At 35.2% G+C, this 20,236-nt stretch carries 22 protein-coding genes; 10 read left to right on the top strand and 12 right to left on the bottom strand.

The genetic code is table 11. The annotated features are described in order from the left end of the window. Window positions 1-127 precede the first annotated feature (127 nt). Entirely contained in the window at window positions 128-283 is a 156-nt protein-coding gene (locus AC6CHR_RS20625; RefSeq protein ID WP_498250928.1) for a DUF1540 domain-containing protein, read from the bottom strand. Window positions 284-1,361: 1,078 nt separating this feature from the next. Between AC6CHR_RS20625 and AC6CHR_RS20620 the strand changes: the two genes are divergently transcribed. Then, window positions 1,362-3,623 carry a PxKF domain-containing protein gene (locus tag AC6CHR_RS20620; RefSeq protein WP_498250927.1) on the top strand — a complete coding sequence of 754 codons (2,262 nt, stop codon included), beginning with the start codon at window positions 1,362-1,364 and terminating at the stop codon, window positions 3,621-3,623. A 480-nt stretch (window positions 3,624-4,103) separates the two neighbouring features. On the opposite strand, the gene AC6CHR_RS20615 is transcribed toward AC6CHR_RS20620, so the two are convergent. The 4 genes from AC6CHR_RS20615 to AC6CHR_RS20600 all read right to left on the bottom strand — a co-directional run bounded on the left by AC6CHR_RS20615 (window position 4,104) and on the right by AC6CHR_RS20600 (window position 8,835). Next, the gene (locus AC6CHR_RS20615; protein WP_498250926.1) at window positions 4,104-5,138 is read right to left on the bottom strand and encodes a cytochrome d ubiquinol oxidase subunit II; all 1,035 of its coding nucleotides are present in this window, start codon (window positions 5,136-5,138) and stop codon (window positions 4,104-4,106) included. A 25-nt stretch (window positions 5,139-5,163) separates the two neighbouring features. Beyond that, a complete protein-coding gene (locus AC6CHR_RS20610; RefSeq protein ID WP_498250925.1) occupies window positions 5,164-6,519 on the bottom strand; it encodes a cytochrome ubiquinol oxidase subunit I in 1,356 nt (451 codons plus the stop codon). A gap of 516 nt (window positions 6,520-7,035) precedes the next feature. Continuing rightward, window positions 7,036-7,239: an IDEAL domain-containing protein gene (locus tag AC6CHR_RS20605; protein ID WP_498250924.1), complete on the bottom strand. Its 204-nt coding sequence runs from the start codon at window positions 7,237-7,239 to the stop codon at window positions 7,036-7,038. Window positions 7,240-7,800: 561 nt separating this feature from the next. Continuing rightward, window positions 7,801-8,835 (bottom strand): metal ABC transporter solute-binding protein, Zn/Mn family, encoded by a 1,035-nt coding sequence (locus AC6CHR_RS20600; RefSeq protein ID WP_498250923.1) that lies wholly within the window; start codon window positions 8,833-8,835, stop codon window positions 7,801-7,803. Between the two features lie 408 nt (window positions 8,836-9,243). Between AC6CHR_RS20600 and AC6CHR_RS20595 the strand changes: the two genes are divergently transcribed. Next, the gene (locus AC6CHR_RS20595; protein ID WP_498250922.1) at window positions 9,244-9,807 is read left to right on the top strand and encodes a beta-class carbonic anhydrase; all 564 of its coding nucleotides are present in this window, start codon (window positions 9,244-9,246) and stop codon (window positions 9,805-9,807) included. Window positions 9,808-9,971: 164 nt separating this feature from the next. On the opposite strand, the gene yidD is transcribed toward AC6CHR_RS20595, so the two are convergent. After that, complete coding sequence (gene yidD / locus AC6CHR_RS20590) at window positions 9,972-10,199, bottom strand: membrane protein insertion efficiency factor YidD (protein WP_498250921.1); 228 nt, start codon at window positions 10,197-10,199, stop codon at window positions 9,972-9,974. A 144-nt stretch (window positions 10,200-10,343) separates the two neighbouring features. Here yidD and AC6CHR_RS20585 point away from each other — a divergent pair, with 144 nt between their 5' ends. Then, the gene (locus AC6CHR_RS20585) at window positions 10,344-10,817 is read left to right on the top strand and encodes an S-ribosylhomocysteine lyase (protein WP_498250920.1); all 474 of its coding nucleotides are present in this window, start codon (window positions 10,344-10,346) and stop codon (window positions 10,815-10,817) included. A gap of 102 nt (window positions 10,818-10,919) precedes the next feature. On the opposite strand, the gene folE2 is transcribed toward AC6CHR_RS20585, so the two are convergent. Continuing rightward, window positions 10,920-11,822 carry a GTP cyclohydrolase FolE2 gene (gene folE2 / locus AC6CHR_RS20580; protein WP_498250919.1) on the bottom strand — a complete coding sequence of 301 codons (903 nt, stop codon included), beginning with the start codon at window positions 11,820-11,822 and terminating at the stop codon, window positions 10,920-10,922. Between the two features lie 215 nt (window positions 11,823-12,037). On the opposite strand from folE2, the gene AC6CHR_RS20575 reads away from it, so the two are divergent. Together AC6CHR_RS20575 and AC6CHR_RS20570 are read left to right on the top strand one after the other, a co-directional pair. Continuing rightward, window positions 12,038-13,045, top strand: coding sequence for a permease (locus tag AC6CHR_RS20575; RefSeq protein WP_498250918.1), 1,008 nt, complete (start codon window positions 12,038-12,040; stop codon window positions 13,043-13,045). 15 nt (window positions 13,046-13,060) lie between these two features. Then, window positions 13,061-14,026 carry a TIGR03943 family putative permease subunit gene (locus AC6CHR_RS20570; protein WP_498250917.1) on the top strand — a complete coding sequence of 322 codons (966 nt, stop codon included), beginning with the start codon at window positions 13,061-13,063 and terminating at the stop codon, window positions 14,024-14,026. Between the two features lie 93 nt (window positions 14,027-14,119). Here the strand turns inward: AC6CHR_RS20570 and ytzI are convergent, their stop codons facing one another. Then, complete coding sequence (gene ytzI / locus AC6CHR_RS20565; RefSeq protein WP_498250916.1) at window positions 14,120-14,290, bottom strand: YtzI protein; 171 nt, start codon at window positions 14,288-14,290, stop codon at window positions 14,120-14,122. A 144-nt stretch (window positions 14,291-14,434) separates the two neighbouring features. Here ytzI and AC6CHR_RS20560 point away from each other — a divergent pair, with 144 nt between their 5' ends. After that, window positions 14,435-14,875, top strand: a complete 441-nt coding sequence (locus AC6CHR_RS20560) for a Dps family protein (RefSeq protein ID WP_498250915.1) — start codon at window positions 14,435-14,437, stop codon at window positions 14,873-14,875. A 46-nt stretch (window positions 14,876-14,921) separates the two neighbouring features. Here AC6CHR_RS20560 and AC6CHR_RS20555 read toward each other — a convergent pair whose 3' ends face one another. Then, window positions 14,922-15,137, bottom strand: coding sequence for a hypothetical protein (locus tag AC6CHR_RS20555; protein ID WP_498250914.1), 216 nt, complete (start codon window positions 15,135-15,137; stop codon window positions 14,922-14,924). A gap of 223 nt (window positions 15,138-15,360) precedes the next feature. Between AC6CHR_RS20555 and AC6CHR_RS20550 the strand changes: the two genes are divergently transcribed. Both AC6CHR_RS20550 and ytkD read left to right on the top strand, forming a co-directional pair. Continuing rightward, complete coding sequence (locus AC6CHR_RS20550; protein ID WP_498250913.1) at window positions 15,361-15,693, top strand: hydrolase; 333 nt, start codon at window positions 15,361-15,363, stop codon at window positions 15,691-15,693. Window positions 15,694-15,759: 66 nt separating this feature from the next. Continuing rightward, window positions 15,760-16,239: an RNA deprotection pyrophosphohydrolase gene (ytkD, locus tag AC6CHR_RS20545; protein WP_498250912.1), complete on the top strand. Its 480-nt coding sequence runs from the start codon at window positions 15,760-15,762 to the stop codon at window positions 16,237-16,239. 48 nt (window positions 16,240-16,287) lie between these two features. Here ytkD and AC6CHR_RS20540 read toward each other — a convergent pair whose 3' ends face one another. From AC6CHR_RS20540 to AC6CHR_RS20530, 3 genes are read right to left on the bottom strand one after another with little or no spacing between them, the layout of a single operon-like run. Then, complete coding sequence (locus AC6CHR_RS20540) at window positions 16,288-17,103, bottom strand: ABC transporter permease (protein ID WP_498250911.1); 816 nt, start codon at window positions 17,101-17,103, stop codon at window positions 16,288-16,290. Beyond that, window positions 17,090-17,860, bottom strand: coding sequence for an ABC transporter ATP-binding protein (locus AC6CHR_RS20535; RefSeq protein WP_498250910.1), 771 nt, complete (start codon window positions 17,858-17,860; stop codon window positions 17,090-17,092). The genes AC6CHR_RS20540 and AC6CHR_RS20535 overlap by 14 nt, the downstream gene beginning before the upstream one ends. 12 nt (window positions 17,861-17,872) lie before the next feature. Beyond that, window positions 17,873-18,862, bottom strand: a complete 990-nt coding sequence (locus AC6CHR_RS20530; RefSeq protein WP_498250908.1) for an ABC transporter substrate-binding protein — start codon at window positions 18,860-18,862, stop codon at window positions 17,873-17,875. Between the two features lie 280 nt (window positions 18,863-19,142). Between AC6CHR_RS20530 and AC6CHR_RS20525 the strand changes: the two genes are divergently transcribed. Both AC6CHR_RS20525 and AC6CHR_RS20520 read left to right on the top strand, forming a co-directional pair. Beyond that, entirely contained in the window at window positions 19,143-19,922 is a 780-nt protein-coding gene (locus AC6CHR_RS20525; RefSeq protein ID WP_498250907.1) for an alpha/beta hydrolase family protein, read from the top strand. 71 nt (window positions 19,923-19,993) lie between these two features. Further along, complete coding sequence (locus tag AC6CHR_RS20520; RefSeq protein ID WP_498250906.1) at window positions 19,994-20,236, top strand: DUF2584 domain-containing protein; 243 nt, start codon at window positions 19,994-19,996, stop codon at window positions 20,234-20,236.

Here is a 20,236-nt window from a genome sequence, read left to right as displayed (position 1 = left end):
GAGTCTCTATAAGAACAGCAAAAAATATGTAGAAAATGTATAAATATGATAATCATTATCAATAATACCTATGAAAGGAACGAGTAGTTACAGCCACTCGTTCCGAATAAAAGGTTGCTAATGTAAATTAGGTAGTTGGTTCGAACGTTTTGCAATCCGTTTCTTTACTGCTTTCTGCTTGCTCACCAGTATGACTTACTACATAGATCGCATCTGCTTTACACTTATTTCCTTGTCCCCAATAGTGACAATTATTTACTTCACAAAGAACATCCTGTGCCATGTTGTGTACCCTCCTTAGAATGAGATACATCATTAGTCTGTCAAATTCATTCGATTTTCATACCCAAAGTAGATGAAAAACAACTAAAGGCGAAGGATCTTAAACAACGAAAATGATGTTTTTGGAAACATTTTGGCACAATTGTAAGTGGTTTCCTGAACAATTCCCCCAGTTTATTGCTAAAAAAATGTCTTCGGAAAGAAGAGCTTATCTTCAAGAGTTTTGAAGCAATATGCATAAGCTACTGGAATAATTGCCATTCATAAAATCCTCAAAAATGAATTTTTACAGGTATCCTACTTCTTCTCCCATCTTTTTTCGGATTAGCTTTATTTATTATCATCAGTGAAGGCGGTAGTAATCAGTTTGAATTTGGTATGTTGGGAGAAAGTGGTGGAGGATCGGCAATATCTAATGAAGTGTTGCGATATGAACCCCTTATTCAGGAATATAGGGTAGGTGAACATGTCAGACCCGTAATTTGCAATTGTTAGTGGATTGTAAAGTGGAGGGGATATTACCCGAAAATAGAAAAATCAGGAGAAAAGTACCTTGTAATCCGATATTCTATAGGGTTACGATGGTATGGACTACTTTGGAAGTGAGGTGTAGTGATGGACAAACTCTTTCCTTATATTTTTTTAAATACCTTAACTTTTTAAGCATTTTGATGCAGTAGATTATTGTTATTGATCATAGCACCTAAGTATACCGCAGAATGCAGATCTTCTTCAAATGAGCCCACATCTCAGATATTGTTCGCCTAAACCAGTTTAGATTGAACAATCTTCAGAATTACTAACTGATCCCGAAGTTAACACTCAATATCAATATTCGTACCACGGTTCAAAAGGTGTATTACTTGTGACAAGGGATAAACAGCCCAAGTGTTCGCCCTTCCTAGAAAAACCCAGACATGTCCCCATTAAGACATCCTTTATAAGTTCCTGGTCGTATCATTACCTTTCTAGACATGGATTTATACCTGTTTCATTTTCCACTCAATCATTTATTGGTCTTGTTAACCATTTAAACATCATATTTCGGTAAAATACTATTTTTCGTCAGGGGGAAAATCATGTTTAAAAAATCTAAAACTTTACTTGCTACTGTGCTAACATTATCAATGGTGGCTGAATTTATTCCATTAAAAGAACCTGTTAATGTATATGCTGATACTGAAGTACATACAGCTCTATCAGTCCCAAGTGGTATTGAAATCCCTTCTGTTACTCAAGCCTCTATTTCTTTGGAATGGAACAAAGTAGATGGTGCTGAAAGTTATAATATTTATCGAACAAGATTGGGATATAAAGATTATAAATTAATTGGTAACTCACAAACTACAAATTTTGTTGACGTTAATATTGAAAGCGATTCCAATTATTTATATAAAGTTTCAGCATTAAATGCCTCCGGTGAAGGGGATCTATCTGCAGAGGTGTTAGGCATGCCAGAATGGTCATTCCCAAACCTGGTGAGTAAGATTGATATAAGTGCAGCGGGCACAGGAAATAGAATGCGTATCGGAGATATGAACGGGGATGGGCGCCATGATATTTTAATGGTACAGCCAGCATATGAAAGCAGAGATGCTTATAATCCCCGTTTTGTAGGACATTTAGCAGCATATGATATTGAAGGAAACTTATTGTGGCAGCAAGGAACAGTTGATCCGAGAGTTACAACCAGCGGAGCTGATGAGCCTGTTCAGATTTATGATATTGATGCAGATGGTGAAAATGAAGTCCTAACCGTTATGAAGTTAGGAGAAGATACAGAAAAGTACCTTTACATTTTTAACGGGAAAACTGGAGAGATTGAGAAAAAGCACAAACTTCCAAGTCAAAGAGCTCATGATGTTATTTTTATCGCCAACTTCTCAGGTAACAAAACTCCACAAGACATCTTATTGAAGGATAGATATTCAGACATCTGGGCGATGGACAAGGATTTTAACCAACTATGGCATTATGAAGGAAATACTGGACACAGTTTGCTTCCTTTTGACTTTGACGGAGATGGAAGAGATGAATTAGTTAATAATTATTCCTTAATTTCTCACGAAGGCAAGGAGTTATGGAGAAAAGATTTACCGGATCATGTAGATACTCACTGGGTAGCAGATATAAACAGTGATGGAGAGTATGAAATAATTCTAGGTGGTTCTGATACGTTTGCCTTCGATGTTAATGGTAACCAATTATTTAGAAATGGTGATACAGTAGAGCCGCAACAGATTCTAGTAGGTAATTACCGCATAGACTCTCCTGGCTTAGAGTTTGCAGGACTAGATCGAGTTAACAGAGGCAATCCAGGTCAAGATGGAATGTTCCTTTTTACCTCAGGAGGCCAAACTTTATACCACGAACAGCGTGCTATGGGAGATTGGGGAAGTATAGTACGTCCTCTTGACAACTGGACAGGAAGCTATACACCGCTTATTACTGCATACAGAAGAGGGAAAGATGCAGACAATCCAAATGGGATAGTACCGAAGCTTTATGATGGATACTTTAATCCTATTGTTACCTTTAATGAACATACTGATTCAAAAGAGCAAGTAATGGTAGCAGACATGGCTGGAGATTCCAGAGATGAGCTTATCGTTTATAATCTTACAGGCGAACTTGCAGTAAATATTTACTCCAATAGCACAAGTAACTTAAAGGAACATATGACTGGTGAAACACGTATGTCAGACTTTAGAAACTACAATTTCAGTAGATATGATTCTCGTAGATATGATTTAACAATTAAAAACCTTGTCCCTGCAGGGATTAAGGCAGCTGTAAACAATAGTGCTGATATTAATATAAGCTGGATTCCTGTATTAGATGTAGAAAGCTACAATATTTATCGTTCATCAACTCCAAATGGTGAATATACAAAGATTGGAACTTCTATAATACCAGAGTTTACTGATAGCGATGCACCTATAGGTACATCTTATTATAAAGTAACTGCTGTAAACAGCGAAGGTGAATCGGATTTACCAATTGTAGCAGCCAGCGAAACTATTGATGCTAGTGGGATTCTTGCACCTGTTAAAACGGATGAATCCACTACCTACAAGGCAGGTAGAACACTTCCAATTAAGTTCCAGTTAATGGATGGAGTGGGTAACCATCTTACAGGAGCAACTGCAAAGATTTATGTGGAAGACGCTAATGGAGTATCAACAAGTTCAGCAGTAAAAGATAATCAGTTCCGCTATGATTCTACTGAAAATCAATATATCTTCAATCTCAGCACAAAGTCAATGTCTGCTGGTAAATATAAAATAAGGGTAGATGTGGGTAAACGTACGATCTATTCTATTAATGTAATACTAAAATAGGTGGTTCAATTTACTGAGTTTATCATAAATACATCTAAAACATCTTTGGTAGACGATGATGCTGTAAGAAAACAGAAAATAGAGACTGGTTATAGAAATTGAGCGGAGGTTTAACAATTTCCGCTCTTTTTTTATCTAATTATTGGTAAACAAAATAAGTCTTTTAATATCACCGATCTTCAGTGGGATATCAGAGTAATTAACGAAAAGAGCACGAAGATAGGCTGAATTCGTAATGATTTACTTATTACGAAAAACAACAATCTTGCGAAAACAGCTTTTATGTATTTTCTTCAATTTCTAAGTGCTTTCTAGAATTTGGTTTAAAAGCAAGGGTAAGTGAAGAGAAGAAATTGGGCAAATTGTTTTTTACCACTTGCATAGGGAAAATAAACCTGGTTTCAAAATTTGTCCCTTGGCTAATTACTTGGACCTTTTCTAATAGATATAGAATCAGTGGCTACAATAGTCAAGTGCGCGTTAAGATTGCTTTAAATAACGATTATCTTTCATAAATAACTTCCAAAAGTATAGAAATCCTGGGAATAGAATGAGAAAGCCAACAATATATGTTGCGAATAGTGCTCGGAATGTATTTGGATGTGTAAAACCGGATACAATCGTGACATCAGGGTATATCATATAAGGTAAATGTGCTCTTCCGTATGCAAAGCTTGCCAATAAATACTGGAATGTAACAGCAATAACCGCCAATCTTGGTCGTCCAATCCTTTGTTTATGTTTTGCTGATGGTAGAAATAATGCAGCACCAGCAAGTAAAAAGGAGACAACGGATGCCATAAGGAAAGGTAAATAATCAAGCATATTGCTATAAAGCCAATACGCTTCTAATCTTAAGGTAATGATAATTAAAATCGCCATTACCAATGATATCGGACCAAGAATAAGGGCATCACGACGGTATATTCGGTAAGCATGTAATTCATCTGCAACATTTGAATAATCTGCAAGTAATAACGAAGATAGAAATAAGGTACTACTAACGGCAAAACCAATAAATGCATATGTATTTGGACTTGTTAATAAGGCAAGAAAATTGAGTTGATGAACCTCATTTACAACATCAATATAACCACCATGAGTAATCGGCAATACAAGCATTAAAAGAGCTGGAATGATAAATCCTGTTATTCCTGATACATAGGTCAAAGCCTTCTCATGATCCTTAGCTACATGTGAAAACACTAAAAAGGCACTTCTCAAGGCAAGTAGAATTAAAATTAAACTGCCAGGCAAAAGTAAAACTGTACCTAATATAAAGGTTGCACCTGGAAAAAAACTAACGAGTGCGATCACAATTGCGACAATAAACACATTCGTTACCTCCCAAGTAGGGGATAGGTACCTGTTTGCAATATTCGTTGCATTCGTTTTTTCTTTATTAATATAGATCATAGACCAAAATCCTGCTCCAAAGTCCATTGTTGCCATTACAGCATAAATAAACACAAAACCCCATAATACAGTAATTGCTAGTAATGAATCTGTTGTCATTGTTGATGCACACCTCTTCTAAGGATTAGTAAACACTTATACCATCATTTATAGAACTTCCACCATCCAGTTCATCTGCAACAGGATGTCTTTTGAAATAATATTTTAAAACAAGAAGTACAGCTACACCTAATATTACATAGATCAAAGTAAAGAGGATAAACAATATACCGATTTGTGAGGAGCCAGTGACGACATCCGCTGTTGCTAATATGCGATAGATTACCCAAGGTTGTCTTCCAGTACATGCGAAAATCCAACCGAATTCAATCGACAGCAGGGAAAGTGGTCCTGCAATGACAAATGCATACATAAAAAGCTTAGGGAAATGACGTTTTTTCAGCAACTTATACCAAACAAAACCAGCTATAGATAAAAAGATTAAAAAGCTTCCGATCAATACCATGCCATTGAAAAGGGTGTGAACAAATAATGGAGGCCAATATTCCTCAGGGAAATCATTTAGACCTACAACTTTCGTTTCAAAGCTATTGCCAGCTAAAAAACTTAGGGCCCAAGGGATTTCAATGGCGTATTTCATTTCTTGTGTTTCTTTGTCCGTAAAGCCTCCAATTGCTAGTGGAGCATGATCTTGTGTTTCAAATAAACCTTCTGCAGCAGCAAGCTTTTCTGGCTGATATTCATGCAACATTTGTGCAGATTCATGCCCATTTAGTGCGGTTAAAAGCGAAAAGAACCCACCGATGACGAGACTGAGCAGTAAAGCTTTTCGATGGAATTTAAGAACTCTTTCATTTTTTCTGTTTTTTAACATTTGATATGCTGAAATTGTACAAATCATAAATGCACCAGTCATAAAAGCTGATACAACAACATGTGCAGCAGAAATAAGAAAACTTGGATTGAAGAAAGCTGCCCATGGATCAACATCAACTATTTCACCATTAGCAATCCGAAAACCAGCTGGAGTACCTTCGAAAGCATGAACATTTGTAATGAGGATAGCAGAGGCACTTGCTCCAAAAAGGACTAAAGAAACACTCAATATTCTCATTTTAGGTGAAATCCGATCAGCAGCGTATACATAAATTGACATGAACAGTGCTTCAACAAAAAATGCATATATTTCAATCTGAAATGGTAATGCCATCACCTTACCAATTACCTCCATAAAACCAGGCCATAATAAAGCTAGCTGTACACCTGCTATCGTTCCAGTTGGAATAGCTACTCCAAGTAAAACAGCCTGTCCCTTTGTCCAACGCTTAGCCATAATTGCATAATCATTATCCTTCGTTTTTTGAAAAAGGACCTCTGCACACAAGATCATCAATGGCAGTCCAACACCTAAGGTTGCAAAAATGATGTGAAAGCCCATCGTTGTTCCGAATAGTGAACGTGCCAATACTAAGTCATCCATAGTGATCCGCCTTTCTTTCCCTTATTCGACATAATCAACCATAGTCTCCACTATTTTCTAAATACTATTCTTTTTTCCTTCTAGAGGAGAATGATCAAGATTGAATGAATAAACTAGTAAGCACGAATAAAAGTAAAAGAGAGACATCTGTAAAAAAGGAACTAAAAAGAGGCTGACTCAAGTCTAAGCGACCATTAGGAGTCAACCCTTTTAGAAAAGTGTTATTTTCACCTAGAATTTTGGTGGATAACTTAAAAAAATTGATTAGATAAAAACAATAAAGAGCTAATGAAGAAGATGTAAATTAAGAGCTTGTTGAAAAAACTAGATAAGAACATAAGAACTAGAGGAACTCAGAGGATGAGTTAAATCGTTTATTTATGCCTTTTACAGAAGTATGTAAGATGAAGTATCATCTTACATGTTTCTTGCCGAATTTTTGATAGATGAATGGCAAAGAAGATAAAGGAATTGTCATCTAACTTGAAATGATATTTATATATTGAGATCACTGTTCTATGAAATAATCTTTAATTCCTCTGTTAATCGTAAGAATTCTTCCTTATTTTTCTGCTGTAATGAAAGGTCGATCCTCTTATATATTTGCTCTTTCTGAAAATCACGAACTGCTTTGTCTAATGCCATTTTTGCATAGATTGAATGAAGTAATACCATCTCAGGTTGTTCTGCTGAATTAAGTTTAATCGTTGTTTTTTTCATAAGGGCACATACTCCTCTCTAGTATCATCAGAATATCAGTGATAGAATAATAGTTTTTAAGTTGAACAATAAGTAGGTATGAAATCATTATAATTGATAAAAGCTTACTCATTCCATTGCTTTGTTAGATTTAATTCCTTTGTTTTTGTTTTAGGTTCTTTTCTAAAAGTTTATTGCTCTGAAATCGGAAAAAACTACTTGTGGATTATATTTGTAAAAGTAGAAACTATTCTTTAAAGAAATTGGCAGAGTAATGATAAGGAAAGAGCAAGAAGAAAGGCTAAATACGTATACAAGTGGTTATTACGAAAAACAACAATCTTCAGGGTAATTGCCTTGTGTAAATACTGAAAATTAATGGTTATTGTTGTAGGCACAAAGTGTTATTAAACGGTGAGGTAGGGAATATAGAGTTGTTTGTTTAATGCTGATGTAGTTATCAATGAATTGAAATTTGGATAATAAAATACAAAATAAAAAAGCCAAAGGGAAGGTGGTGACCCCCGAAAGTTAGATTTATTAATCTAACTTTCGGGGGTCGGTACCGAATCCTATGCTTTTTTATTTATTCGAAAGAGCTTTTTCTAATGTTTCAAGATTTTTCTTCATAATACTAAAATAATCCTCGTTGTTTTTTTGGTCTTCTTCTGTGATGGTCTCTAAATTGCTAAGTGTTAGTGATTCAGCCCCAATAGCAGCTTGAACGATGTCGGTAACATTACTGCTAACATTGGTTTCAAAGATGATGTAGGTAAGATTATGTTCTTTTGCCGTTTCAATTATTGTTTGTAATTCTTTTTGTGAAGGCTCTTCAGTTGGAGATAGACCTAATACACTAATTTGTTCAATTCCATATCTATTCTCCCAATAACCATATGCTGCATGAGAAACAAGAAGTTCCTTTTTATCGGAGTGATTAACTATGTCAGTAAATGATTTATCTAGCTCTACAAGCTGATCTTTCACTTGTTGAAAGTTTTCTTCAAACGTTTTTTCACCTTCAGGATTTAATTCGACAAGAGCATCTTTAATATTTTCAGCTAATGTAATAGAAAGAATGGGATCAAGCCATACATGTGGATCAAGGTCACCATGATCATGGTCATGGTCGTCATGATGTGCCTCTTCTTCTGTATTTGTTTCATGATCTTCATCGCTATGATGTGCCTCTTCTTCTTCATGATCAACATGACTTTCTTCTGGTTGATCATGACCAAGTTCAAGATTTTCTCCAGCATTTATAAACAAGACATCTTCTTTTTTTAAAGATTGTTCAATTTTTTCTGTGAAGCTTTCGATGCCAACGCCAGAAGAGATAAAACCGTCAGACTCTGCGATATTTACCATAGTTTTCGTAGTTGGTTCATATGTATGTGCATCAGCTCCAGTAGGTAAAATGCTTTCAACTTCAACTAAATCTCCACCTATTTTCTTTGTGAAATCCTCAAGGGGAAAAATTGTTGTATAGATTTTCAATTTATTAGTAGAGGATTCTTTGACGTTTGTTGATTGTGGTGAAGTGTTTTCCTCACTACAAGCAACAAGAAATATAGTTAATAAAAAGAGTATACTTATAAGTAAAGATTGCTTTTTCATTATTATCTCCTTTCAATAAATCAGTATGATTACGATTAAGCCTTACTTATTATATCTTAATGATTCCGATTTGAGAACATGTTTTTTCTATTATTTTGCATAGTTAATCTTTGTTTCATAAATTTGGCCTGTCATCTTGCTCTTTCGCTTAATCTCTGTCTATTTTATAAAAATAATTCCTAAAATAAAGATCTAGTTGTGTTTTTATAGTGACCCTCAATAATTAAAGTGAATCATAAGTCAATTATTCAAGAAAAAATCTAAGGTATTTAGTAAAAAGCCAAATAAATTGAATAGCACCGCCTTCATAAATAGTAATCATTACGTTTTATATATTATCTTATAAATAGTGAAAAAACAATAGATATGCTATATTTAGATAAATTAAAAATTATGGAGGGATCAAATATGAAAATTATTGATGAAATATTAGTACATAATGAGAAATTTGTTACTGACAAACGATTTGAGGAATTTGAAACGTCAAAATTCCCTGAAAAAAAACTTGTTATCCTATCATGCATGGATACTAGATTAGTTGAGTTACTTCCACAGGCTATGAATATACGAAATGGTGACGTGAAGATTGTAAAAAGTGCTGGAGCGATTGTTGCACACCCATTTGGTAGTATAATGAGAAGTATATTAGTCGCAGTGTATGAACTGAATGCTGATGAAATTTGTGTCGTAGGGCACCATGATTGTGGAATGAGTAGTTTAAATGCGGATGTATTTCTAGCAAAAGCAAGAGCTAGAGGAATAACTCAAGAGTTAATTGATACACTAGAGTATTCTGGAATCGATTTACATCAGTGGCTTAAAGGATTTGAAAAGGTAGAGGATAGTGTGACAGATAGTGTTAATACAATTAAAAATCATCCACTGTTAGAAAAGGGAATTCCTGTACATGGCTTAGTAATTGACCCAGCGACAGGTAAATTAGATGTGGTGATTAATGGGTATGAGGACTAATGTAATGAAAGAATATATGTTAGATAAAAGCTTGAGGAATTGTCCTCAAGCTTTTAAAAATAGCTTAATCATATAAGGTGAAGGCTGTTTTCACAAGATTATTGTTTCTTGTAATAGCGTTCTTTACGTGTTTAATCTGTCCTCGTGCTATTTTCGTTAAATACTCAGCCATTTTCTTTTTTTTCAGGAACTGGATCAAATCCACCAGGGTGAAAGGGATGGCATTTTAAAATCCTTTTCATAGTCAAGTACGAGCCTTTAAATACTCCAAATCGTCGATATGCTTCTAGACCATAATGGGAGCAAGACGGATAAAACCGGCATGTTGGTGGAGTTATTGGCGAGATAAACTTTTGATAAAAGCGAATGATCGCTATAAATAAATGTTTCATTATTAATCAATCGTCTCCTAACGGTTAGTCTCATAAGTATACTTTGTTTCATATAAAAGCTAAACACTAAGGATTAATTGTCTGCGTATATCCGTTAATATGGTACAATGATAAAAGAATTTACCTAAAAAAGGAGTGGGATGAATGCCTTCAGTAGAAAGCTTTGATTTAGATCATAATGCAGTAAAAGCACCTTATGTCCGCCACTGTGGAGTCCATAAAGTTGGAAGCGACGGTGAAGTGAATAAGTTTGATATTCGTTTTTGTCAGCCGAATAAACAAGCGATGAAGCCAGATACAATTCACACATTAGAACATTTATTAGCTTTTAATATTCGTGAGCATGCCGAAAAATATAATCATTTTGATATTATTGATATTTCTCCTATGGGATGTCAAACTGGCTATTACTTAGTGGTAAGTGGCAATCCAGAAGTAACTGAAATTATTGATCTATTAGATGATACCCTTAAAGCAGCCGTGGAAATAACAGAAATACCAGCAGCAAATGAAAAACAATGTGGACAAGCAAAGCTCCATGATTTAGATGGTGCCAAACGTTTAATGCGTTTTTGGCTTGAACAAGATAAAGAAGAATTGGCAAAGGTATTTGGATAAAGCCCTTTTTTTGAAGCTTGTTGCTCTTAACTAATAAAAAATCGGTGTCCCTTCCTGGGAGCACCGATTTTTTCCCTGAATGAAATGACGGAATTTGACCGTTTATTTTCGATAGCTTAAACTAGCAATTGCATCATGTAGATGAATGGATTCTTCATTCCTGCATTCTACGGTAAATGCCTTAACAAATGCTAATTCGTATAAATCTGCTGCAACAAGTCTTACCATATCCTCAACAAATCGTGGATTCTCATAAGCTGTTTCTGTGACCATTTTTTCATCAGGACGCTTGAGTACAGGATGAATCATTGCACTTGCATTTGATTCTGCTGCATCTAATAAGCTAGCTTTCCAGTCAGTATTTTCTTGGTAATCCTCAGTAAATTCAACATTCATTGTCACAAAACCACGTTGATTATGTGCGCTATATTCACTTATCTCTTTTGAACATGGACAAAGAGTTGTCACTGAACATGTTAGCGAAGCTGAGCTAGTATAACCAATACCTTCTACATATGATACAGCAATAGTTGCTTCGGCATGGTTTAAACCAATTAAATTGGAACTTGGACCCTTGCGTTCGTAGAACCATGGAAATGTTATCTCAATACTGGCATCCTTTTGTTTTAAACGCTCAGCTAGTTCTTTCGTAAAATCAAATAGATTTTTAATAGATACGCTAAATCCTCCGTTTTGGCGGTATTGTTCTAATTGTTCAGTAAATCTACTCATATTTGTACCTTTTGAGTCATGAGAGATTTTGCTTGTCATTTTAAAACTGGCAATCGTTGTTTGTTGTGTAGGATTCAATGCGGATTCTACTATTATCGGATGCTTAACATTGCTAATTCCAACTGCATCTATATTAAAAAGAAAATCCTTTTTAGAATTTTGCAAATCAGGCATTTGTTCCTTTTCTGTAGGTTTACGTTTTATTCCAGGTTCAACAGAGCCAAATAGCTTATGACGTTCTATTTTAGGTGGTAAGTTTATCTTTCTAGTCATCTTAAAATCTCCCCTTGCTTACTCGATATTGAGAGTATACTTTAAGTCTACAGTAAACTTCAACGAATATATCTTTTATCTTGTCGAATTTAACCTTTAAAGGTGTTTACTAGAAGAAGTATAGAGTTAATGAATCTAATAGAACTTGTCATAATCTGTTAAAATGTTTCGTATACTTAAAGTACTTACTAGTTACTAGGATTGGAGTTTATGAGATGAATAAACCTGTTTTACCCTTTGTTAAAGAGATCCTTGCTTTAGGGTTAATTGGCTTGTTTTTTTACTTGTTTTTATTTGTGGATTTTCATAATGTATCAATCGATATTCCGTCAGAATTATTGACGATGAATACGATGTTCTTAAGTATATTACTTGAAGCAATTCCTTTTATATTAATTGGTGTATTTGTTTCAGCCATGATCCAAACCTTTGTGTCAGAAGATTTTATTAGAAGAATGTTACCCAAGAATGCAATCTTTGCTCTTTTACCAGCAGCGTTACTAGGCGCAATCTTTCCAATATGCGAATGTGCAATTGTGCCAATTGTTCGGCGCTTAATGAAGAAAGGGATGCCATTACATCTAGGAGTCGTTTTTTTAGTAGGTGCCCCTATTTTAAATCCTGTAGTGTTTGCCTCAACATTATATGCGTTTGGGTCACAGCACCATATTGCCTATGCAAGAATGGGACTAGCTTTTGTTCTATCTATTGTTATCGGCTTTATTATTTACCTCATTTTTAAGAATAGTAATCAATTGAAGCTAACAAAGGATTATCTTGTTGGTAGCACGAAACAGCAAGAAGGCTTGAAGAGTATCGGAAAAATAAAATCAACACTGTTTCATGCAAGTGATGAGTTTTTTGAAATGGGAAAGTTTTTAATTTTAGGTGCTTTTATTGCCAGTATCTTTCAGACATTTCTTGATCGTACGTTACTAACTGATCTCGGCTCAAATGATGTCCTTTCGCCAGCAATAATGATGGGATTTGGTTACATATTGTCATTATGCTCAGAGGCAGATGCTTTTATAGCGGCTTCCTTTGGTAGTACATTTACAACAGGCTCACTCTTAGCATTTTTAGTCTATGGACCAATGGTGGATTTAAAAAATACAATTATGTTATTTGCATTTTTTAAATCTAAATTTGTGGCGATATTTATCGTAGTTGTTACAATTGTTGTATATGTTTCAATCTTAGGTTATCAACAGATATTTCTATAGAAGGAGAGGTTGAAAGTGGAAAACCAAACAAGTCAATATCGTTTTCACCTCTATATACGAGGGATTATTTTAATTGGATTTACCATGCTTATGTTAAAGCTAATCTTAACTGGAAATATGACAAATTTTATTGCTCCTAGGATGCTGCCGTTTATGTATTTTGCGATCGTCATTTTTTTGCTACTAGGGATTATGCAAATCTGGCGAAGTGGATCAAAAGCTGAAGCTGAACTTGCATGTGAGTGTGGGATCGATCATTCAACTACACGTTCACCACTAAAATCACTTGTTATGTATGCTATGTTTATCACACCAGTTATTACAGGGTTTTTATTCCCAGATATCGTGCTAGACAGTTCTATTATTGAAAAACGTGGATTTAAATCAATGGCAGCCAATGAAGATGCATCTCCTAAGGATAATGAGTCAACAGAATTAGCAGAGGAATATTTAAATGATCCTGAGGCGTATATGAAAGAATTAGACGAACGAATTGGTGACAAGGTAGCACAATCATCCAACTCACCAGATGTTCCTCTAGAACACCCTGAAGGTTTTGAAGTTCAGGAACGCCCTGTTGATGTTTATGCTCAATTAAAAAGTGACATGTTGAAGAGTGGATCGATTACACTTACCGAAGAGAACTATATTGCAACAACTTCAATTCTTGATGAACACCCAGAGGAATTTGTAGGTAAAACAGTTGAGCTCATGGGTTTTGTCTATCGAGAGGATGATTTTGAAGAGAATCAGTTTGTCATTGCAAGGTTTGGGCTTTCATGTTGTGTAGCAGATGCATCGGTGTACGGGACCCTTGTTACCTTGCCAAATGCTAAACAGTATGGAGACGATCAATGGATAAAAATAAAAGGAGAACTTTCTACTATTGATTATCAAGATTGGACACTCCCATATGTAAAAGTAGCAGATATTGAGGAAGTCGAACAGCCTGATGAACCCTATGTTTATGAAGAATATTAATAATTGGTAGTAGCTTAAGTTTAAACAGGAAAAGGCATGAGAAAGGATCATGCTTTTTTTTATTGAGTGCTCTATGGATAAAGTTGCTTTTGATTATTGATCTGTTTTTGACTCAGGGGTGCTGTCCTTTGTATTTGGGATTTCATCTATTTTTTTTATAGGATCGACAGTATGTTTATATTGATATGCTTTACTAGTTGTTAAAACACTTAATAATAGGATAACGATGACAATAATAATACAAATGATAAAAATAATTTTCATTTTTACTTCCTCCTGTATTCTGTAAAACCGGTGACGTTTTTTTAGTTACTCTTATATTAACATGAAGAATATCAGATAAAATAGGATGTTTTGGAGAAAGCTATTAAGGGTAAATATTTACTATACTTTAAAGGAGGAATATCGATGTCGAAAAAGTTAATTAACACAGTAAATAAGCAAGTAGCAAATTGGACGGTGTTATATGTAAAACTACATAATTATCATTGGTTTGTTAAGGGTGAAAACTTTTTTACATTACACGCTAAATTTGAAGAATTCTACAATGAAGCAGGGATCCATATAGATGAGTTGGCAGAGCGATTATTAGCATTAGAGGGTGAGCCGATTGCAACTATGAAAGAATGCCTTGAAGTATCTTCTATTAAAGAGGCGGAGGGAAAAGAAACAGCAGAACAAATGGTTCAAAGTGTACATGATGATTTCAGCTTACTAGTAAATGAATTAAAAGAAGGTATGGATCTAGCTGCTGAAGTAGGCGATGAGACAACCGGTGATATGTTGTTGGCCATTCATCAGGCATTAGAAAAGCATAATTGGATGTTAAAATCATTTTTAAAGAAATAGACCCTTATAAAAACAGGTGAAAATCTAACTGATTTTCACCTGTTTTCTATTCAAGCTCTTCTTCACTTAGTTCTGCTGTGTATTTCTCAGTAATAAAAGGAATAATTAACGAATGCAAATCTTGTTCAGATAAATGTTTAATCCATGATAGTATTTCTTGTTTATCTGTTTTTTGGATTATTCCGTATACATAGGCATTTACATCCTCATCATTTGCACGAAATCGACTAACATCTGGTTGTGAAAAGAATTCATGATTCATCCCCTAAGTTTACCTCCGCTCGTTTTTACCAATATGTTTTGCAATCTTTCTTAAAACTATTCTATACAATCTTTATAAGTCTAAAAAATATAAAAGTTCTAGTTGCTAATGTAACATCTATGGATATTTTAGTCATTTCAGCTGTACTCCTTTCTCAGTGAACTAGAATAAAACCCGTACTAAAGGCAAAAATAACATAAGGATATTAGAAGGAGCTGTCATCATGGAAAACACAAAAAAAACGTATTATATATCAATTGCAAATGGAGAGATCTCTCAACTAAGTACTTCATCCCCATGGGATTTTAAAATTGAAGCAACAGACGATGAAGTCATAAAGTTACGAGAAAGTTTCGATCAAGTGTATTCCTCTGATTTGAAAGGCTTTTTTCGCGCGCATACTCCCTATGTACAATACCATTACGATCGTGAGAATGATGCAGTGGATAATACAAATATACAAATTTATCGGATGATCTATGAGCTTGGTGATGAAGAGGCGAAACAACATATTCGAGAGTTTGGGGTAATGTCTAGAATTAATGAGCAGGAATAAACCTTATACAGAAGAATAACATTGTGATAAGATTTGAGTAGTTAAAGAAGATTGAGGGATTATAATATGTATCGATTTATCGATTATTATCACAATGAAGTACAATTATCTTTTGAGAATCACCCATTTTTAGCAAATCCTAAACATGTTTGGGTTGTTTGTCGTCACAAGGATAAGTGGCTATTAACAAATCATTCAGACCGGGGATTTGAATTTCCTGGCGGTAAGGTAGAGGGGGATGAAACAGCAAAAGAAGCGGCGATACGAGAGGTAATGGAAGAAACAGGTGGAACAGTTGAAACGATTGAATATATCGGACAATATAAAGTAATTGGAAAAGGGAAGACTATTGTTAAAAATATCTATTTTGCCTTGATAAGTGAGCTTACTGTGCAAAAGGGGTATTATGAAACACTCGGACCTATCCTTATGGACAACATACCAAGAAATGTGAAAAGAGATAAGAGATATAGCTTTATTATGAAAGATGAAGTCCTACTAAAAAGTCTTGAAGAAGTAAAGAGAAGGTTCCAATTGGAAAGGTAGGATGAGCATCGACTAACCCCGTAATAGAATCTTTAAGGGGTGTCGATGTCAGCCTCTTTTTTCAGTTTTGACAAAGCGCCTTTCAAATACTTCTACACCTTGATACATAATTGTTGCAAAAACTGCAATGATTAGCAGGCTTAAAAGGACAAGTGTGAAATTAAATACTTGGAAGCCATAAATAATCATATATCCAAGTCCTTTAGCAGAGACAAGGAATTCTCCTACAATAACCCCAACCCATGATAAACCTACGTTCACCTTTAATGTTGAAACAATTGTTGGAAAAGATGCCGGCAGCACAGCCTCCTTAAAGAGTTGTAATTTTGTGGCGTCAAATGTTTTAAGAACCTTTAGATAATTTGAATCAACCTCTTTAAACGATGTAAAAACAACAATAGTTGTGATAATAACCGATATTAAGGTTCCCATTGCAATAATTGATACAAATCCTGGGCCTAAGGCAACAATTAGAATAGGTCCAAGTGCAACCTTGGGCATTGCATTTAAAATGACTAGATAAGGATCAAGTATCCGAGAGAGACGATTAGACCACCATAGTATAGCTGCTAGTAACACACCAAGCAATGTGCCAAAAATAAAACCTAATACCGTTTCAAAAAGGGTTACACCTATGTGGGAGAGTAGTGTACCATCAATCATTTTTGTGACAAATAAGTTCCAAATTTTTGTAGGGGTACTAAACAATAGCGGATCAACCCATTCTCTTTGACCCGCAATTTCCCACAATCCAAAAAAACAGATAAAAATAAGAATTTGATAAAATCGAATCCACTTTTTCTCTTTTTCTAACCCTCGTTTATATTTAGTGTGGAGGAGGCTGATGGTTTCATTCTGTTTCAAACTGATCCAACTCCTTCCATATTTGTTGAAATAGCAAAGTAAATGAAGGGTGCTGTCTCGCATGGAATGGTGTTAACTCCTTTAGCTCATTTGGTACAAGATAGGTTCTACTTACCTTTCCAGGTTGTGCTGAAAAAACAAATATTCGGTCACTCATTGCAATAGCTTCACCAATATCATGTGTAACAAGGAGAGCGGTTTTGTTATATTCCTTCAAAGTTTTAACAACAAGATCTTCAAGCTTGAGCTTTGTTTGATAGTCCAATGCTGAAAACGGCTCATCTAGTAGGAGAATTTTGGGGTTTGTTGCCAAGGTTCTAACTAAAGCAGCACGTTGCCTCATTCCACCAGATAATTGGTTTGGAAATTGTCCTTCAACATTTTCGAGACCCATCTCTTTGAGAAGAGCAAGTGTTTTTTCTTTCGTTTCCTTCGTTTTTTGCCCGATTACCTTTAATCCTAATGTGACATTTTCCTCAATTGTTTTCCAAGGAAATAAATAGTCCTGCTGCAGCATATACCCAATTATTGAATCAGGCTTCGTAATGATTTTATCATCTATTTTTACAGTACCATCCACGGGCTTTATCAGCCCAGCTATAATCGATAGTAATGTTGATTTTCCACATCCACTTGGACCGAGAAAGGAGACAAACTCCCCTTCCTCTATAGAAAGATGAACATCTTCAAGAGCTACATTAGCTGTATTTTTTGTAAAATAAGCGTGATGAATATGTTCTACCGTTAAGAATGACATGATTGTTCCTCCTTACTTACCTGCCACTTCCTCGGCGTATATTGTATTCACTAGGGTGTCATAGTCAACACGTGTTGGAAGTTCACCAGCTTCATCCATAATGTTTTGTAATTGATTCCACTCTTCTTCATCTAAAATTGGGTCAGTTGAAAAAGAGCCTTGTTGCTTGTAACGTTCAACAACTGTCTCAATAAGACTTAACTCTGTATCTTCAAATTGGGATTCAATTGATTTAGCAATCTCAGCTACACTTTTTTCAGCAACCCATTGCTGTGCTTTATAGATCGCTGCTGTGAATTTTCTTGCAGTCGCTTCATTTTTATTCAGAAAGCTCTCTTTACTCATGAATGTTGTATAAGGTACTTTTCCAGATTCAGTTCCAAATGAGGCAACAATATGACCTGTACCTTCTTTTTCAAAAATACTTGCAGTTGGTTCAAATAACTGAACAAAGTCACCTGTGCCAGATGCAAAGGCACTTGGAATATTTGCAAAATCAATATTTTGGATAAGCTCAAGGTCTGATTGTGGATCGATGTTATGTTGTTTTAAAACATATTCACCAGCCATCTGTGGCATACCACCCTTTCGTTGCCCTAAAAAGGTACGACCCTTTAAAAGATCCCATTCAAAATTTTCTATTTTTTCACGACTAACAAGAAATGTACCATCTGTTTCGGTTAATTGGGCAAAATTAATGACGGGATCATTCGATCCTTGTGAATGAACATATATCGATGTTTCTGATCCAACTAAAGCAATGTCAGCACCATCAGATAACAGTGCAGTCATTGTTTTATCTCCACCCCAGGTGGTTGTCAACTCAACATCCAGACCCTCTGCTTCAAAAAAACCTTCAGCCATAGCAACATATAATGGCGCGTAAAATATAGAATGAGTCACTTCAGCTAGTTTGATTTTTTCATGATTGTTTTGATTACAAGCTGATAGTGGTATAACTAGAATAAGTGTAAATACTAATAACATTAGCCACTTTTTCATCGTTTCAACCTCCTGATGCAATGAGCATCGTAATATTTTTTTGAAAAGGTTCGTATGGAAAGATTCCTATAAGATAAGATATGAGGAGTTGTATAATGTGAACTAGTGTTAGTTTATGATTTTGAGAAAAATGTGTGAATGCCTAGTTTTTTTCGAAATATGCCTAACCAAACGAAGACTCTATTCTAAAACATTGATGGCTTTGAATAGAAAATTGAGTAGTAACTAAATGATTTGGTAAGTAACAACTTGCTTGCCATAAGAAGATGGTGAAGTAGTAATGAATGGTGAAATGATTAGTAAGGTGAAATATCCATCACCAAATCCGAACATACGGTTGTGGGCTGTGACCTATCTTTCGGGACATTTAAAAGTAAAAGGTCTTTTAGCAGAACCCATTGTACCAGGTAACTATGACGGTATACTCTATTTACGCGGCGGTATTAAAAGCGTCGGAAAGGTAAGGATCGGTAGAATTATTCAATTCGCCTCTGAAGGCTTCGTTGTTATGGCACCCTTTTATCGCGGTAATCAGGGTGGTGAAGGGAATGAAGATTTCGCCGGTGATGATCGGGAAGATGCAATCGCAAGTGTTGAACTATTAAAGCAGCACACCAATGTCAACCCAAATCGTATTCATGTTTTTGGATTTTCTAGAGGTGGTGTCATGGCGTTATTTGCTGCAATCATGTCTAAGCATGTTCGCTCTGTTGTTACTTGGGGTGGAGTGTCTGATATGTTCTTAACCTATGTTGAGCGTGAAGACTTACGGAAAATGATGAAAAGAGTTATTGGTGGTAGCCCGACAAAATTTCCTGATCGGTATGTGTGGAGAACACCATTATATGAATTAGAGAAAATGAATGCACCTATTTTAATTATACATGGGGTGAAGGATAAAAATGTCTCAGTTGACCATGCATACAGGCTTGAAAAACGATTGAAGGAATTAAACAAACAGGTGGAAAGCTGGTATTTTGAGGGATTTACTCATTACTTTCCTCCGAAAATTAATCGTGAAACGTTACAAAGATTATGTTTTTGGATGAAAATACAATAACTAGTTTTTATGAGTCTGACAAGATGGTATGATGAAGTAGAGTTCGAATGTAAGAAAAAGGAGGTTTTCTTATGGGAATGCCTGTTGAGTTTAATACGATGATTGTGACAAAAGGTAATGAAATACGAGTGGAAGAAAATATCTTCCGACTTAAAAAAGAAGGATATAGAATTTATCCTATTGATATTCCAATAGAAGTTAGAAAAACAAAGAGTGGAGAAGTTTTAGGTGAAGCCATTATTGAAAAACTGCAACTCCATGATAATGAAACAGAAGTAACCTATCGATTAATTGCGCTTAACTCTACGAACTAG

The organism is Metabacillus sp. GQ13 (assembly GCF_059758525.1).
The sequence above is the reverse complement of the archived record's forward strand: the minus strand, read 5'-3'. Positions and strand labels throughout refer to the sequence as shown.